Here is a 15445-nt window from a genome sequence, read left to right on the forward strand (position 1 = left end):
CTTTTTAGTCTCCTATAATAAGGTTATTTCCCGGGTTTATGATGTACCATGTAATTCCTGACTGCGACAATCCATTCCAATGCGGAAGTGCTTTTAGCTGTACCAATCCATAATCGTTGAATGTAAAAGACTTGAAGTAAACATCCACGATATCTGCAGACATCATGTTGGCTCCGCCTGTAACTCTTACTACCGGTGATGAACCATATCTCGTCCGCAGATTTCCCCAAAAGAGAGTACATTCCGCTCCTTCATATTCTGTTGCATCAGGCAGATAAATAGTAACCTCCCCATTAGGTGTCGTTATAATCGAGCCTACATTGAAATTGAAGCCTGTTGAGAAGTCCAGATAGATGTCATAACCAGACGCTTCCAAAGTTTTCATATGCCTGACTATGGAACCATCGAAGAATGTGTTACCGTACTTGTCCCAATGGATATTTCCGCCTGCTAACCTGCCATCTCCTTCCTCGCATAGCTGTGTGGGGGCGTTCTCCGGATCATCACTTCCTACCCATACTCTCACTTTCTTTCCTTCCCGGCTGCCGCTGAGTCCCGCTGTCACTGTCCCGTCATCTTTTTTAATGCGAAGTTCGTTCCCCTGCATGAAGTCTATCATCGCATTTTTAGCAACAATAAGCGACGTGAATATGGCTGTCGTATTCAGCCCGAACTCTTCCCAATATGTACTGTTACCCGGCGCATTTCCACCGTTACTTATATGCGTCACCCGGCACTTGTAGGCCCGCCAGCCGGTCTCCGTACCGTTATCCCTGACCAGTGCCACATCGACGTACCGTGTACCGCCGGCCAGTGATTCATCGTTATGCCACTCTACGCCGGATACCCATTCGGCCTTGCGGAGTATACATCCCTGCAGACCGTTCTCCCCGTTTTCCACCACCATGTCGTACTCTTCGGAGTTATACTCGCCGGTCAGTATATAACCATAGGTTTTTCCACCGTCCTGCGTCTGAAGTATACGTCTTCCATCCTTGGTGGTAACTGTCCACATGGGCGGATTTGACGTTCCGTTTCTAACCTTGCACAAAAACATCTTTCCACCCATTTTTACCAATCCGAGGTAGGGTGTCTCAAGACCGGTATGCCATTTGCCATGATTACTGACTGAAATACCATCCTGTCCCGGTGCACCGTCCACGCCATCCCTGCCCGGCGCACCATCCTGGCCGTCCGTTCCCGGAGCGCCATCCTGACCGTTCTTGCCATCAGTTCCGTCAGTTCCCGGTTTCACCTGCAGCAACCAGTCCGCATTTCCTTCTTCCGGTTCAGATGTAGTGCCGCTCTCACTTACACACAGCCAAATGCCGCCATTATGGGAAATCCGGTCATAAAAGGCATAATTTTCACCGGACACCCACTCTCCACGGTCATTGGCCGTATATACCGGCGTACCGTCAGGTTTCAGCTGCCGTACCGTACCGGTAAAATACACGCTGTTCAGGTACATGGAGTATCCCGTCATATCCAGGCCGTGTACATTCAGGTTTGAGAGGTCACCCGACTGCATTGCGATGTTGGCGGCCGATATTTCCCAGGTGTTCTGGTTACGGAGCATGCGGCTGTAGGTGCGTGTCTCATATACGGATGTCTGCCGGTCTGGGTTGGTGAAGTTGCCGTAACATGAGAAATGCATGTACTTCTGCGGATGCAGCGTTGTCCCCGGACGTAAGGAATAACGGAATATGCCGTTATCCTCGCCCGATACTCCGGTAATACGGAAGTATGCCGTACCGAAACCGGCAAAACTGAAATTTCCCTTACTATCGTCCGAATCCTTGGTGGCATTCATCGTCTCATCCTCAAAATGAATGATTCCCATGCTTATGTCGTCCGCCGCAACCGCTCCCATTTCCCCGGCTTCCAGCTTGAGATGCACGGTACCGGTGGAAAGCGGGTTTCCCTCACTGTCCGTATCCGCCACCACACTCTCAACAATGCCGACACCCGGCGTGCGCCATTTGATGCCGGCATACACTTCCACGCGGTTACGTCTGAGTTCCGGTACCTCAAGCCATTCCCAAAGCCGCAAGCCCCGCATTTCACCGTTGCCGTTCTCATCTATCTTGGCGCCGAATCCGGCCAATCCGGAAGCGAACCCTTCCTTACCGAATACCGCACCTGCCAGAAAGGAAACAAGAAAGGATGTCCCATCCGGACCGATCTTGCTGATGGCACGCCGGGTTATCTCCTTTATTGTGCGTAAAGCCGAAAAAACGTTGTATTCGCTGGCCTCACGGTTGTCCCATGATTTAAGCACCTCGATAACCGAGCGGTCCAGCAGTCCGCCGACAACGTACTGCAATCCGTTCAGGTTACTTTCCAGGCTGCGTTTCCAGCCCTTGCCGACACGGTTCGTGCATTCAACGGTCGCCATGGAAAGGTTTTCCAGCTTGCGTGTAACCTTTGTCATGCGTGTATCCCGGTAACCGTTGCCGGGGAAATACTCTTCGCTGAGCAGCCTTACCGACTGTCCCAGCCGCAGGGGGACGGAATGTTTCTCAATATAGGTGTAATCGGTATCGCCGCCGTACTTGGTGGTGTCTTCGCTGTATGACGAGAGGAAGTCATCAACGGCCGCCTTGTAATCCAGCTCGGCCTGTTTTTCGTAAGCTTCGGGCATACGGAAGTTCCAAGGGATATATTTGTCACCTGCATGCGGTATAAGGTTTCCACCGGGTAACTGCGTGTCCTCATCCGGATAGGTATTGATGATTTCCCATTCCTTGCTTTCCGAATGATAGTTTGCCTCGAAATCCCGCCCGTTCAGTTCACCGCTCTGGAAAGACAATTGTTTGACAAGTCCCGCAATCTCATAATCACATGGGTCAAACTCCATACCTTCGTCCTTGAAATAATAGACTGTAAAGGGTTTGCCGTCATTCCCGGTCTTCTCCTGTGAACGTACGGAGGATATAGTTCCCGTATAATGAGGAAAGATGCCCGAAAAGGCTTCTTCTTCCACATGTTCGTAAAGCCCGTAGTCTGTATTACGGTCCACGTACCTGGCACGGTCCGGCAGTTGCAGACGGGAGAAACCGTAGCGGCTTCGGTCTATGTTTCTGGTACTTCCCAGCGGAATAAGCCGGGTGAAGAATTTTACGTCATCGCTATTCTCCGTTGGCGTAAGCGAGGTAAGTCCCTGCATGTATCCCAGTTCCACACGTTCCCCGCGCTCGCAGCGGCACAGGTTGATATAGAAGCCGTCCGACCACCATTCGGTTGAAAAAGTCTCGGTCATGGATGCCAGCGCGTCCCAGCAGGTGGTATTGTTATACTCTATATTTCCGTTCGGTGCATCTATCACATCGCCGATACGCCAGCGCTCCTCACCGTAAATACGGTTCATGTTGTCCACCCATTTCTGCAGATGTTCCCGGGGGCTGCCGTCAAGGCTGAACTGCGGCTCATACTGGCCGTCAGTCAGGTGGAGGTATATCACTTGCTGGGCGTCATGTATGGGAGCATAGAATTTCACGGAATAGCTGTATTCCTGGCTGTTCTTTTTCTTGGGCTTGTACTCTTTCTTCACACTGAACCTCACACCCTCCAGTGTTATGTAATCATTCACCTGTAACGGCACACAGGTCGGAACCGTAAAGGAGAGCGAGAGCGCATTCTCGGTCATCAGCTCAAGGTTCCATGTGGAGGATGAAGTGACCGGGGCCGTCAGCTTCAGTCCGCCGGATTGATTATAGATTTTGAGTTCCATTTGAGCAGTCTTTAAACGTCATTTAAAAGAGAACCGGTTTCGGTTCCCTGAACTTTATTTTCCATCTGGCTACGGTACTTCCGTCAAAAGCGTCGGTCAGGATATCGGCCGATGTGGCGGATTTGTAGTAGAGTCTGTATTCCGTGGATATCCCTTTCACCTGAAGAATAACCCAGCCCTGCATGAATATCTTCATCAGAGTAAGGCGCTTTGCCTCACATTCGGGTAGTGAAGAAGCACATACGGCCAGATACAGCGTCAGGTCACGGGCCTTGCAGCACGGAAGAGGAAGCTGTTCGGGTAATTCCTCACCGTTGCGTTCCCTGAAATCCACTGCCGTGTATTCCTTCATCTCGGGCGGCTTGAGCAGTTCGGACACGTTCGTGCTGTCTTCCGGCCTGTCCTCACAGAGGAAGGCCGAATATTCCGTCCAGGCATCCTTGCCGTTAATTACCATATATCCTGTCAGGTCGTACATCATGACACTTTTATTCCATTGTTTCTAAAATATTCCATAATCTCGTTGATGCCTTCCAGATACCGGCAGTAGGCTGTATTCTCAGCAATGCTGACGAGCAGGTCGTGGTCTTCCTTCCTTGATTTGGCGAGCTCTTCCAGAAGTTTGTGCATGCCGCTGGCATGATCCTGCAAGGAAGTAAACAGCCCTTCCAGAAGTGTGCCCTGTTCCTGCGTCATGGTGGTAAAGGCCCCGCTACGCCCGGATTGTGAGCCCGCCGAATCACCCTGCCAGCCGAATATCTCTTTCATTGCGTCACGCTGGGCCAGTGCATCGCTGACTATCGAATCCCAGGCTTCTTTCAGCATGTCATGTTCCGTCTCATTCAACACACCGGCAGCCTCGGTGACAACTTTGTACCTGCTACGTCCGCGTCTGCCCTGACCGGTCCGCCATTCCGTTTTTTCCTCCATGGCTTCGGCAAACGAATCGTACCATTCCTTGATACGTTCGTTATAGCTTTCCGAGAGCATGCTGTTCAGCATGGCCTTCTGCATATATTTCTCGAAGTTGTCGGCAAAATCCGCCGTGCTGCTGTCCATATCCATGAGCATGTCCAGAAAACTGCTGCGCACATTCTCGAAAGAAATGCCCGTCATGGCTTCCTTGCGTGTTTCCTGCACTTCCTGCCAGGCTTCCTCGCTCTCGATAATCTGTTCCAGATATTTGCGTGTGTCCTCATGTAATTCACTCCAGAAGCCGGTGGCTTCATCACGCAGTTCCACCAGTTTCTCATAGCTCAGGTCAAAGAGACCGGTCATACGGCCGTCGGCCACTTTGGAAAAATCGCTTCCCAACACCCGACGCGCCTGTTCCCATGCGGTAGAGGATATGCCCTCCCTTTGTTTCGTTCCGTGGGAAGCCTTGGAACCGATACCGAGAAATCCCTTGCTCGCCCCGGCATTCAGATATGCCTTTCCCATCTCACGGGCGTATTCTTCCTGTTGCTGCAGGAGTTCTCCGGCTTTCTTGTAGGAATTATTGGCATTCGCCAGCGTATCGGTCTCCATGGATGCCACCAGTTCCTTTTGTTTAGCGATGACTTTGTCAAGCACCGCCATATAGCTTTCATAACGCTCCTTTGCCTGTTGGTAACGTCTTTCGGAACGCTGACCACCCCAATCCGTACCGAAAAGGCTGCCCAATGTCTTGACAAAACCACCGGCTGTATTCACCACTCCGCTTATCATGCCGCCGATGTCACCCGAAAGCATGGAGTTCGCAAATTGGCCGATACCTTCCGACATGGTATTGAAACCCTCTATCACCCGCTTGGCATTCTCGTCCACCGACACTCCGAACCCTTCCAGCATACTGACGACATCATCGGCAGCCTGTCCGTAGGATGACATTTCGCCCGCAACCCCCTGCAGACTTTGTGCCATTGCCGTACGTTTCCTGCGGCGGTTTTCCTGGGCCTCAGACAGTTTCTTCTCCGCCTGCTCCTGGGTAAGCAGTTCGGTGACGAGTTTGCCCGTCTCATCCCTGTACAGACCGGTGATAACCTTTCCGCCCGCCATGACGGTGTTCAAATCTTCCTGTGCCTGCCGGGCAGTTTCCTGGGCGTTGGCGTATTCATCCATAGACCGTTTCAGTTCCCGGAAGGGCTTGCGGTCGGCAAGCTTCAGGTCGATATTCGTCAGTGCGTCCTGAAGCTGCTTCAAATCCGACGGGCGTAGTTCTTTGGCCGCCCCGCTGATGTATTCCTTCAGCTTGTCGCGAAGTGCGGAGAGCGCCTCCGTACTTTGAGTGTCCAGATTGCCGAACACATCAGCGAGGTTGACGGTCTTCTTGAACTCACCGAAATCCAGCTCTTTCAGTTCGTCCTCGCGCCGTCTTTTCAGCATGGCCTTTTCACCTTCGGTTTCGGCGGCGGCAATCTTCAGGGCATAATCCTGTGTGATTGCCAGCCGTTTCTCCTGGTAGCTGCCATACTCCCTGTTGTAGTCTATCCACGCCTGCCGGTCCTTTTCCCGGAACTGCTTCTCCTCTTCGTAGACTTCCTGCATATACCGCACACCGGCAATCACACGTTGTGAGGAAGCGTCCTGCCTTATCCGGCCGGCCTCCCCGGGGGCTACCGGGTTGCCGGCCTTTTTCGATTTCTCCAGCCTGGAGAGCAGCTCCCGTTCTTCCTTGTCGATGGCGGCAAGTGTCTGCTCGTATTCCTGACGGAGCAGTGCCTTGCGTTTGGCGCTGCCTTCCGCCATCAGGGCGATACGGGCATCCTCCAGCTTGCGTTGTGCACGCAGGCGGGCGTCGGAAAGAGCATCCTGATAGTCGGAAGCATTCCTGCCACCGTCCTTGTTTTTCTTTCCCGTAATGGTTTCCAACTTTTTCTCCTCGGCTTCTATCACTTTCATGGCCGCCTCATAATCCTCCTTGTTTGTGAGTTTCTTCAGCGCCTTGCGTTTCTCCGCTATGCTGTTTTCCAATTCTTCCACCGAACCGGAAACCACGGTATTGATATTTGTTCCCTCCTTGATACGGGCGGCTTTATCCTGAAACTCTTCCGCACGTTTGAGGGCGTCCTCTTCCGCATCATAGATGTCCTTGAGCATTTTGTTGTAAGCCACTAAAGCAGGGTCGCTACCGAACCGGTCGGTGGAACCGCCGCCGAAGAACTTGTGGATTTTACCGCCGGCACCGAACCATGGGCGGTGGGATTCCACACCTTCCGCTTTCAGCTTGTCGGCCTTATCGCTCTCCTCTACAGCCTTGTCAAGCCATTTCCGGGCCTTCTGCTCCAATACGAGAATCTCGATATAGTCGGAACTCTTTTTCATAAGCGTATCGTACCATTCGCTCAATGTCTGGTAGTAACCGAACGTTTCACCGTATGTACGGTTGAGTTCGGTTACCTTCTTGCGTTCCTCCTCCTTGCTTCCCTTGAACTCTCTTACGGACTTGATTACCCTGTCCATCTCAAACCGGCTTTTCACGAATGTGGCATTCGCCTCTTTTTCCACCTCATAGGTTTCCCGCATGGATTCACGCAGTTCATCCATGGCGTTTTTCCCGCCAAAGAGCCCCTTTATCCATTCTCCTATTTCTTTACCGTATACCACCGTCAGCGTAATAAGCGCCGCCAGTGCCGTTTGCGGGGAGAACAGCGAAGCTGCCACTTGTTTCCATACCGGGGTCGCCTTCTTTCCTGCGGCCGTCATGAGCTCGTATTCCTTGCGGGCATTGCCCACGGCGTCCGTAAACATCGGGATGTTGTTGGATATGGCCAGAAAGAACATCTGCGGCCCCATGGCCAGGGAGGGAAGTTCCCGGGCGATCTGTGCCATGGTCATTTTGACCTGGTTCAGTTTCGGCGCCGGGTCGTGTGCCACAAGGGGTGTCTCGTTAGCCTGTCTCTTGGCAGCCTCGTACGCCTTTATCTCATCCTTCAGACTGCCGATGACACCTTTGAGCGCCTGTATGTCGGCGAGTTCCCTGTCACCGGCAAGGCCCTGCTTCTGCAGCTGCTTGTACTGTCTTTCCAGCTGTTTGAGCTCACCCTGCAGACGTTCGACCATCTGCCTGTTGAAGCTCTCCAGAGCAGCGAGATTGCCCTCGGCCGACTTCATGCCGGCAAGTGTCTTGTCATCCAGGAATATTTCAAGCTTGATAGGTTGCACTTCTTATAGCGGTTTATGTGTGTAAACGTTTTTTTATTCTTCCCCGTCCATGCTCATGAAGAACTCCAGGGGAGACATGTTTTTCGGGGGGCTGCCGCTGCGGGCAGACATCTCCCGGGAAAGCTCGGCGGGTGTCTTTCTGCGTGAAGGCACGTGCCTGGAACAGTCCTGCCACATCAGCATGAGCGACGGGTAATTTACCCCATGCAGGATATACCTCACGCTCCAGCCCGTATCGCGGGCTATCTGTCCGACCAGTCCGAACGGGCTATGGGGAGGCTCCATGTACCCCCTTAACTCCCGTTCTATCTTTTTTCGCGGCTCAGGACGGGCGACATCGGGTTGATTGTCTCCGCCAATCTGATAATATTTTCTAAAGGGACGGTATTGAACATGCGCACGATTATCACCCAGGCTTCCTCGAGGGCTACCGGGTGCATCCGGTGACGGAGCATCCATGCCACGGGACGGTTCAACAACCGGCCGAAGATACATCCCCGGACGATACCGTAAGCCACCATGCGGCTCACACTGACACCGTGACGGGTAATGAACTCCACTTTCTGCTCGAAGTCATACTCTTTCACCTCGTCATACCGGACTCCCAGTTTCAGGTACATCCTGCCGATATTCAGCAGGCTCGCGTAAGTAGGAATGCGCATCACCCAGCGGACATGCCTGCCGCCGGGAAGACGCAGCGGGAGCGAGATGCCCCCGTCCTGCATAATCCTCTCCGAAAGGCTTTCTATCTCAAGGCGGTCCATACGTGTCACGCTTTAACGGCAGGCTGGCCGGTTTCGGGATCGATGCCGGGAGCGAAGATCTTCATCCGCTTGCCGTCCTCGTCTTTCATCACCTCGATGTTGAGCTGGATGGAGAGTACACCCTGGGAGTTCACCCCGCCACCGAAGTCATTGCCGGTGACTTTCGCATTGTACAGGCGGATGGTATGGCCGCTGTCACAGACAATATCCATAACGCCCGTCTTTTCCCATTTCTCGGGCGGTTCCCAGTTACCCTGTTCATCCTTGGTTCCTCCGATGACCTTCACAAGGTTCTCGGCGGACATGTCGATCAGATTGCCGGTAAATGCCTTTTTCCCGGGATTGCTTGTAATTGTCCCGACCGGGCCGTCCTTTACCTGGGCGGCATAGATATCCACCTGGGTCGCGGCGGTACCCGCAGGGGTGACACCCTGTTCGTCGAACCAGCCGATTTCAAGACCGCAGAATTTTACCTGGGACATCCCGAAAATTAATTTATCCATGTTTATTCTAAGTTTAAGGGTTAATAAATCGCCGTCTGAGTATTCCCAGCAGAAGGGCGGCGACGGCCGTACGCCCGATCCATATCTGGAACCACTGGAAGCCGGTAGGCTCATGCACCGCTTCGGGCGGCGGTTTCTCTTTCTCCTTGAAGAGCTCATTACGGATGCGTATGTTCTCTTCGGTAAGGATGAGTACCTGACGGGCCAGGCTGTCACAGGTGGCGGTCACTTCAATGGAGTCTTCCGATATCCGATTTACATTGACCGTTGCCTGCCCGCTGCGCCGGCTAAAGCCTGTGCCCACCGGAATCAGGTCCAGCATATCCGTCGGAAATCTCGTTTTCGCCATGCTGGGCGGAACGGGCTGCTGCAGGAGAGCGAACCCGCTTCTGCCCGAGAGGCTGTCTTTTTGGCTGTGCTCGTTCCGCACCAATGGCTCCGGACTTCTGCAGCTCGCCACGGATAGGGCAGTCAGCATAATGCCGGCAAGTAGAAGCCCTCTGAATGGTACGGTTAAGTTCCCGCACTGCCTTGTAGAGTTTAATGTTCTCATTCTGCAAGTCTATTAATGTTCCTGACAGGTTGTCGTACATTTCCTTATAGGCGTCGTTCCGCTCCTTGGCGGCGAGTACCTTGTTGTTCTCCCGGTGTCTCAGCCATGCCCAAAGGGAACCGGCAATGCCGCTCGGCACAAGCCATTGGAGAATCTGCATTATCAGGTCTGAATTCATGGCTGAAAATCATTACGGGTTATTAATTGTCAGAGCAGTTCCCATCCCGCTGCCACGTCCGCCATTACTGCCGGCACTCCGTTTTCCACCTGTGAGATGGCGGCGGCAAAAGCGCACATGGTCGCTCTGTCATCCACATCGGGCACGTAAGTATTCGGTACCTGCATCTCCCGGCACACCCGGCTGATATAGCCAGAAGTGTTGTTTTCCACAGGTGGCGCCCAACGGTTGATAAAATCCGCTATCGTACGGCAGCCGTTGACGCGGCGGTAGTTCTGCAGCAGTTTAATCAGGGCACGATAGCCATAGGCCATCGTACGGAACTGACAGAAAGACCTGTCCTGAGAGGGCCGGATTTCCCCCTGCCACAGCGTACGTGACAGGCGGATGTTACCCGGATTGTTGTTGCGTAGTCCCCGTGCAGCCATCATTCTTCGATTGTTGAGGTTCCGATACTGATGTAGGCATTTCCGTCATACATCAACGTAGTCACTTTGCTTGCCGCACAGGCAACCTTGCCGATGGTCTGGGCGTTGGCACTGGCGTTTCTGATGACGAGCAGCGAACCTGCCTGCACCCGGGTATCCAGTTCAAAAGTGGTTGCGGCGGTTTCGGCTGCAATATCCACTATTTGCGGATTGCAGTCATGTACCAGCGACTTACCTTCAGCTTTACGGGTTACAGCGACCGGAAACGGTATCTGTACGCAACGGTCCCCTTCTTCTGTATAGGGGGCGAAGAAGTCAAAACTTCTCCGCGATTTCATGTTAATATAGCTCATTGTTCTTTAATTTTTAGGGTTAGGATTTCTTGGTGGTAAACATGGCACCCAGATACTTGCCTGTTATTGGCAATGCGATGCCGCGCATATTGAAGCCCAGGACATCACCACGGTATTCCGGATCATTCAGGCGGTAGTACATGTCCTCCATGCTCTTGGCACGACAAACTGCATCACGGTACCATACAGTAGAGGCAATGGCGTCCGTATCGCGGACAGGAGCATCCCATTCCACTTTCTTACCTGTAGTGCCGTTGTATTTGGGCACCATGGAAGTGACGTGAATTTTGAAGCCGAACATGGAACCGGTGGAGAAAAACGTCTTGAACATCTCCAGGTCCTGAAGCTGAAGGTCGGTAGCGTGATAGGGATGCAACGCCAGGATACGTCCTTCCTTGGGTACCAGCATCATGTCGAGCTGCGTGGAGAGTGCCAGGATCTTCTCGTAGGTCATGGCCACGTAGCCGGTGCCCTGCTTGCTGGCATTGCCGTCGTTGATTTTCAAGACCGGAGTAGTCTCGCTATCCTGAGTGGGTGCCCAATTGTAGATGGCCAGCTCGGAAAACTGCATCTGCAGTGACTTCTGGTGTCCGGCGGCTACGCTTCTACGTTTTTCGGCGGATTCTTCGATTTCAATGGCGTTGATATGTACGGTGTTTTCCGTATCGAAACGCTTCATCGGAATTTTGTAAGGCTTGTCACCACGAGCGACTACAGGTATCGGATATACCTCATTGTCAATAAATACCCTGGGGTCGATACCCGCTTCCTGCAGGTTCAGGTACTCGTTATCGGTCCACATGCTGAAATCACGCGAGTCGGAAACGAACGAGGTTTCCGGATAGAACTTCTCGATAATCTCGGGAATCCAGATTTCCTTGTTAAGGCCCTCCGCCAGGCAGCCGGTAAGTTGCAACGGAACCAGCGAAAGCCCCATCTGGATGCCGAACATCAGGTTGTGGTCGATGCCGATACTCTGGGCAAACAGGCCTGAGGTGGCGAAATTGAACAGCAACGCTGTGAGCAGTGAAAAGATGAATTTTGTCTTCATTGTCTTTTTATCTTTATGTTTATAAAATGATTATTCCGGGTACTTACCGTAGGCTTCATGGAACTTCTCCCGGTAGAGGTCCCTGTCCTTTTTAAGTTCCTTGAGCATATCCTTCTCCAGGATTTCCTTGAAAGTCATGTCTGCCAGCTGTACGTTTCCTCCGGCCTTTCCTTCGGTCTGTACCTGGGACCTGACGGACTGACGTACGGAAATGGAACTGAGACGTACTTCGGCCTTTGCAAAATCAACGGCAAAGTCCTCCAGCCAGCTGTCACGTCCTTTGGCGTCAATGCGCCCGTCTTTCACTGCCGCGTCCACCAGTGCGACGGCTTTCTGTTTTTCGGCTTCCTTCTCCTTCGTCTCAAAGGCCGTTACACGTTCCTGCAATGTCTGTTTTTCGCTCTTGAGCGTGGCGTTCTCGGCCTGCAGGTTGTCACGCAGGGTAATCAGGTCCTGTACGGCTTCCCGGATAGCCTGGTCGGATGCGGAATCCGACAATTTCAACATCTGTGTCAAATAACTCATATTGTTCTCTCTTTTATGGTTAATACTGAATTCCTTATCCATCAGCCTGACAAGCGCCTGCCTGTCAGACAAGTCTATACGTTTGTTTGTCGCGCGGTCATACATGGCAAGGGCATTGTGGTTAGAACCTATGGGGCAGACAGACATCTCCCGCATGGTCCACCTTGTGGCGGTGGGACCCGTCTGTCCCGGAAGTTTCAATGCGGGATCATCGCTGACCTCTTCAGGCGGCCAGGCGCCGATACTGGCCATGCGCAGGAAACCGCGCTCCACCTTACCGGCTATCGTACGTCCTTTTTCGTCTTCCTCGTCGAATACAACGTCCACGAGAATACTGCCGTCCTCCACACGCACGTTCTCGCCGCGCCCTATCGGGGTTTCCCAGTCATTATGGTTATAGAGTACTACGGGATTCTTTTTGAATTCTTCCAGGTTGGCCCCCGAAGTCAGCATGCGGAAACCGTAAGTGTTTACGGATTCGTCATGTACGCAGAATGTATATGCCTTGCCCATTGCTTTTCTCATTTTGTTTGCTGCAAAATTCAGGGATAAAAAGAAGGTGTGCAAATCCCCTTGTAACAGTTTCCCTCCGGCTGGAAACTGTTACAAGCCAGGTGGAAACCATTACAGGCGGATTATTTTAATCGGTATGCGCTGCCTAACTTTGTACTGTAATAATCAAGAGAATAAATATGTCCAAGACACTAACAAACCAACAGAAAAAGGACTGGGCGAAGATGCTCTACATGCAGGGGGAACTGCAAAGCAGGCAGATAGCCGAAAAGGTGGGTGTCAGTCCTGTCACCATGAGCAAGTGGAGCAAGGAGGGTAACTGGGAAATGCTGCGGGCGGCCGTCACCACCACGCGGGAGGAACAGATACGCAATCTCTACATGCAGATAGCGGAAATGAACAAGGCCATAGCCGAGCGCGGCGACAAGTATGCCACTTCCGCCGAGGCCGATACTATCAACAAACTCTCCGCCGCCATCGCCAAAATGGAAGGAGACTACGGAATCGCCGATATCATCAGCGTGAGCAAACAGATCCTTTTCTGGCTGCGCAAGCGTGATCCGCAGAAGGCAATCGAACTGAGTTATTATTTTGACGAATTTGTAAAGGAGAAATTAAGGTAAGGCCATGGCAAAAAAGAGACTGACAGGAAACAACAGGGCACTCTCCGACGACTGGGAAGAAACCCTGAGGCAGATACGTACACAGACCGCCGTTGACTTCACCATGACCGGAGAAGAAAAGGCAAGGAAATTGCGCGAGCTGGAAGCGGACCCTCTCGCATGGGCGAAGTTCATGTTCTACAAATATGCCAAATATGAGTTTGCAGGATTCCAGAAGAAAGCCATCAGGCGCATCATCGGGCATTCCGACGGGAACTGGTACGAAGTGCTGAGCTGGGCGCGTGAGCTGGCAAAGTCCACCATCGTGATGTTCATCGTGCTGTACCTGGTCATCGTGAAGAAAAACAAGCGGTGCGTCATCATGACCTCGGCAACCAATGACGGCGCAAGGAAGCTGCTGAACCAGTACCGGGCGCAGTTCGAGGCGAACGAGCGGCTGAAATATTTTTACGGCAACCTCATCGGTGACAAATGGACGGAGGACTATTTCACCCTCAGCACCCGCGTGTCGTTCATGGCAATGGGCTGGGGACAGTCACCGCGCGGAGTCAAGATGGACGAGGTACGCCCGGACGTATTGCTCATGGATGACTACGATACCGACGAGGAATGCCGCAATCCGGAGATAGTGAACAACAAATGGAACTGGTTCGAGCAGGCGCTGTTCTTCACCCGCTCCATCAGCGAGGCGCTGCTTACCATCTGGACGGGGAACGTCATTGCGAAGGACTGTTGTGTCTCACGTGCCGGTAACAAGGCAAGGGAACTGGCCGCAAGGGAGAAACCTATCGGAAACTGGGACATCATCAATATACGCATGGTGGATATAGGCAATCCCGATCCGCAGGCGGATTACCAGTTCGGAACGTCCGTATGGCCGGAAAAGAACACTGAGGAAACGATAGACGAGGTGCTGGCACAGGTGAGCCTCGCCAGCGGGCAGAAGGAGTGTTTCAATAATCCGGTGGTGGAGGGTTCCTACTTCAAGGAGATACGCTGGGGAGAATGCCCGCCCATAGGCAAGCTCAAATATATTGTCAGTTACGGGGACCCGGCACCGAGCAACACCACCGGCAAGAAGGCGAAGAAGAACTCCTTCAAAGCGAATTTCCTCATGGGGCTATACGAGGGAACGCTGTACATATATACGGGATATCTGCGGCATGTCACCAACGACGAGTTCGTGAACTGGTATTACTATCAACGGGACTACGTAAGGGAAAGGACTCAGCAGAGGAACTACATAGAGAATAACAAACTGCAGGATCCGTTCTACCAGCAGGTATTCGTTCCTCTTTTCCTTGCAAAAGGGAGGGAAAAAGGACATTACATCAATATCTCGCCCGACGGGCGTGACAAACCCGACAAATTCGTACGTATAGAAGGGAACCTGGAACCGTTGAACAGGGCGGGAAGGCTCGTTTTCAACATACGGGAGAAGGACAACCCGGACATGCAGCGGCTGGAGGAACAGTTCAGGCTGTTCGATGACGGGCTGCCGGCACCGGCAGACGGACCGGATGCCATCGAAGGGGGATATTACATGTGCCAGCAACTGAACGCCCACATGGAGGCCGGAAGCTACTGGATAGGGAGACGCCCCCATAACAAAAAAAGAATGTGACAAACCATTAAACATGAAAATATATGGCTTATTTGGAAATCGAGGAAATGACAACCCACATCTATGAGGAGGATATGGATGTCATCAGTCATGGCGATGACGCGGCGATGATGTCGGCCATAGACGCCGCCATAGAGGAGGTGCAGGGATATCTCACCAAGTACGACACGGGAAAGATATTCGCCGCCAGGGGAAAAGAACGCAATCCCATATTGTTGCTTTTTGTAAAGGACATAGCCGCCTGGCACTTCTGCAATATCTGCAACGCCGGAGTGGATATCGAAATGCGCGAAAAACGTTACGACCGTGCCATTGAATGGCTCAGGAACAATCAGAACAGGCAGAACCCGAACCTGCCGGCAGCGCCGGAGCGGCCGGGACAGCAAGAGTGCAGGCACTGCGGGGAAATAGCGTTCGGAAGCAATAGAAAACGTGACAACCATTTTTAAACGGA

Annotated in this window: 15 protein-coding genes; 3 read left to right on the forward strand and 12 right to left on the reverse strand. The window is 52.6% G+C overall.

The window, feature by feature from the left end:
• Positions 1-4: 4 nt before the first annotated feature.
• The 12 genes from BUB52_RS03445 to BUB52_RS03500 are packed head-to-tail and all read right to left on the reverse strand — an operon-like array spanning position 5 to position 12756.
• Complete coding sequence (locus BUB52_RS03445) at positions 5-3733, reverse strand: collagen-like protein (RefSeq protein ID WP_009122589.1); 3729 nt, start codon at positions 3731-3733, stop codon at positions 5-7.
• A 22-nt stretch (positions 3734-3755) separates the two neighbouring features.
• Complete coding sequence (locus BUB52_RS03450; protein WP_009122590.1) at positions 3756-4214, reverse strand: hypothetical protein; 459 nt, start codon at positions 4212-4214, stop codon at positions 3756-3758.
• Entirely contained in the window at positions 4211-7876 is a 3666-nt protein-coding gene (locus tag BUB52_RS03455) for a hypothetical protein (protein ID WP_009122591.1), read from the reverse strand. Before BUB52_RS03455 ends, BUB52_RS03450 begins: the two co-directional genes overlap by 4 nt.
• Before the next feature lie 33 nt (positions 7877-7909).
• Positions 7910-8161 (reverse strand): hypothetical protein, encoded by a 252-nt coding sequence (locus BUB52_RS03460; protein ID WP_009122592.1) that lies wholly within the window; start codon positions 8159-8161, stop codon positions 7910-7912.
• A gap of 20 nt (positions 8162-8181) precedes the next feature.
• The gene (locus tag BUB52_RS03465; protein ID WP_009122593.1) at positions 8182-8640 is read right to left on the reverse strand and encodes a hypothetical protein; all 459 of its coding nucleotides are present in this window, start codon (positions 8638-8640) and stop codon (positions 8182-8184) included.
• Between the two features lie 5 nt (positions 8641-8645).
• A complete protein-coding gene (locus BUB52_RS03470) occupies positions 8646-9143 on the reverse strand; it encodes a hypothetical protein (RefSeq protein ID WP_009122594.1) in 498 nt (165 codons plus the stop codon).
• A gap of 13 nt (positions 9144-9156) precedes the next feature.
• Positions 9157-9465, reverse strand: coding sequence for a hypothetical protein (locus tag BUB52_RS03475; protein ID WP_167317659.1), 309 nt, complete (start codon positions 9463-9465; stop codon positions 9157-9159).
• On the reverse strand, positions 9431-9874 hold the full coding sequence (locus BUB52_RS03480; protein ID WP_009122596.1) for a hypothetical protein: 444 nt from the start codon (positions 9872-9874) through the stop codon (positions 9431-9433). The genes BUB52_RS03475 and BUB52_RS03480 overlap by 35 nt, the downstream gene beginning before the upstream one ends.
• A 29-nt stretch (positions 9875-9903) precedes the next feature.
• The gene (locus BUB52_RS03485; RefSeq protein ID WP_009122597.1) at positions 9904-10305 is read right to left on the reverse strand and encodes a hypothetical protein; all 402 of its coding nucleotides are present in this window, start codon (positions 10303-10305) and stop codon (positions 9904-9906) included.
• Entirely contained in the window at positions 10302-10655 is a 354-nt protein-coding gene (locus BUB52_RS03490) for a hypothetical protein (protein WP_009122598.1), read from the reverse strand. Before BUB52_RS03490 ends, BUB52_RS03485 begins: the two co-directional genes overlap by 4 nt.
• 19 nt (positions 10656-10674) lie before the next feature.
• Positions 10675-11706 (reverse strand): hypothetical protein, encoded by a 1032-nt coding sequence (locus tag BUB52_RS03495; protein WP_009122599.1) that lies wholly within the window; start codon positions 11704-11706, stop codon positions 10675-10677.
• A 30-nt stretch (positions 11707-11736) separates the two neighbouring features.
• Complete coding sequence (locus BUB52_RS03500; RefSeq protein ID WP_009122600.1) at positions 11737-12756, reverse strand: peptidase; 1020 nt, start codon at positions 12754-12756, stop codon at positions 11737-11739.
• Between the two features lie 167 nt (positions 12757-12923).
• On the opposite strand from BUB52_RS03500, the gene BUB52_RS03505 reads away from it, so the two are divergent.
• Genes BUB52_RS03505 through BUB52_RS03515 form a run of 3 tightly spaced genes read left to right on the forward strand, consistent with a single transcriptional unit; the run spans position 12924 to position 15440 of the window.
• On the forward strand, positions 12924-13367 hold the full coding sequence (locus tag BUB52_RS03505) for a hypothetical protein (protein ID WP_009122601.1): 444 nt from the start codon (positions 12924-12926) through the stop codon (positions 13365-13367).
• Positions 13368-13371: 4 nt separating this feature from the next.
• Positions 13372-14991 (forward strand): hypothetical protein, encoded by a 1620-nt coding sequence (locus BUB52_RS03510; protein ID WP_009122602.1) that lies wholly within the window; start codon positions 13372-13374, stop codon positions 14989-14991.
• Positions 14992-15014: 23 nt separating this feature from the next.
• Entirely contained in the window at positions 15015-15440 is a 426-nt protein-coding gene (locus BUB52_RS03515; protein ID WP_009122603.1) for a hypothetical protein, read from the forward strand.
• The last annotated feature ends 5 nt before the right edge of the window (positions 15441-15445 follow it).

This window comes from Bacteroides clarus YIT 12056 (assembly GCF_900129655.1).
Lineage (GTDB): Bacteria > Bacteroidota > Bacteroidia > Bacteroidales > Bacteroidaceae > Bacteroides > Bacteroides clarus.

Coding starts and splice junctions, on each gene's coding strand:
- BUB52_RS03445 (WP_009122589.1), bottom strand. CDS start 3,733: ATGGAACTCAAAATCTATAATCAATCCGGCGGACTGAAGCTGACGGCC.
- BUB52_RS03450 (WP_009122590.1), bottom strand. CDS start 4,214: ATGATGTACGACCTGACAGGATATATGGTAATTAACGGCAAGGATGCC.
- BUB52_RS03460 (WP_009122592.1), bottom strand. CDS start 8,161: ATGGAGCCTCCCCATAGCCCGTTCGGACTGGTCGGACAGATAGCCCGC.
- BUB52_RS03465 (WP_009122593.1), bottom strand. CDS start 8,640: ATGGACCGCCTTGAGATAGAAAGCCTTTCGGAGAGGATTATGCAGGAC.
- BUB52_RS03470 (WP_009122594.1), bottom strand. CDS start 9,143: ATGGATAAATTAATTTTCGGGATGTCCCAGGTAAAATTCTGCGGTCTT.
- BUB52_RS03475 (WP_167317659.1), bottom strand. CDS start 9,465: ATGCTGGACCTGATTCCGGTGGGCACAGGCTTTAGCCGGCGCAGCGGG.
- BUB52_RS03480 (WP_009122596.1), bottom strand. CDS start 9,874: ATGAATTCAGACCTGATAATGCAGATTCTCCAATGGCTTGTGCCGAGC.
- BUB52_RS03485 (WP_009122597.1), bottom strand. CDS start 10,305: ATGATGGCTGCACGGGGACTACGCAACAACAATCCGGGTAACATCCGC.
- BUB52_RS03490 (WP_009122598.1), bottom strand. CDS start 10,655: ATGAGCTATATTAACATGAAATCGCGGAGAAGTTTTGACTTCTTCGCC.
- BUB52_RS03495 (WP_009122599.1), bottom strand. CDS start 11,706: ATGAAGACAAAATTCATCTTTTCACTGCTCACAGCGTTGCTGTTCAAT.
- BUB52_RS03500 (WP_009122600.1), bottom strand. CDS start 12,756: ATGAGAAAAGCAATGGGCAAGGCATATACATTCTGCGTACATGACGAA.
- BUB52_RS03505 (WP_009122601.1), top strand. CDS start 12,924: ATGTCCAAGACACTAACAAACCAACAGAAAAAGGACTGGGCGAAGATG.
- BUB52_RS03510 (WP_009122602.1), top strand. CDS start 13,372: ATGGCAAAAAAGAGACTGACAGGAAACAACAGGGCACTCTCCGACGAC.
- BUB52_RS03515 (WP_009122603.1), top strand. CDS start 15,015: ATGGCTTATTTGGAAATCGAGGAAATGACAACCCACATCTATGAGGAG.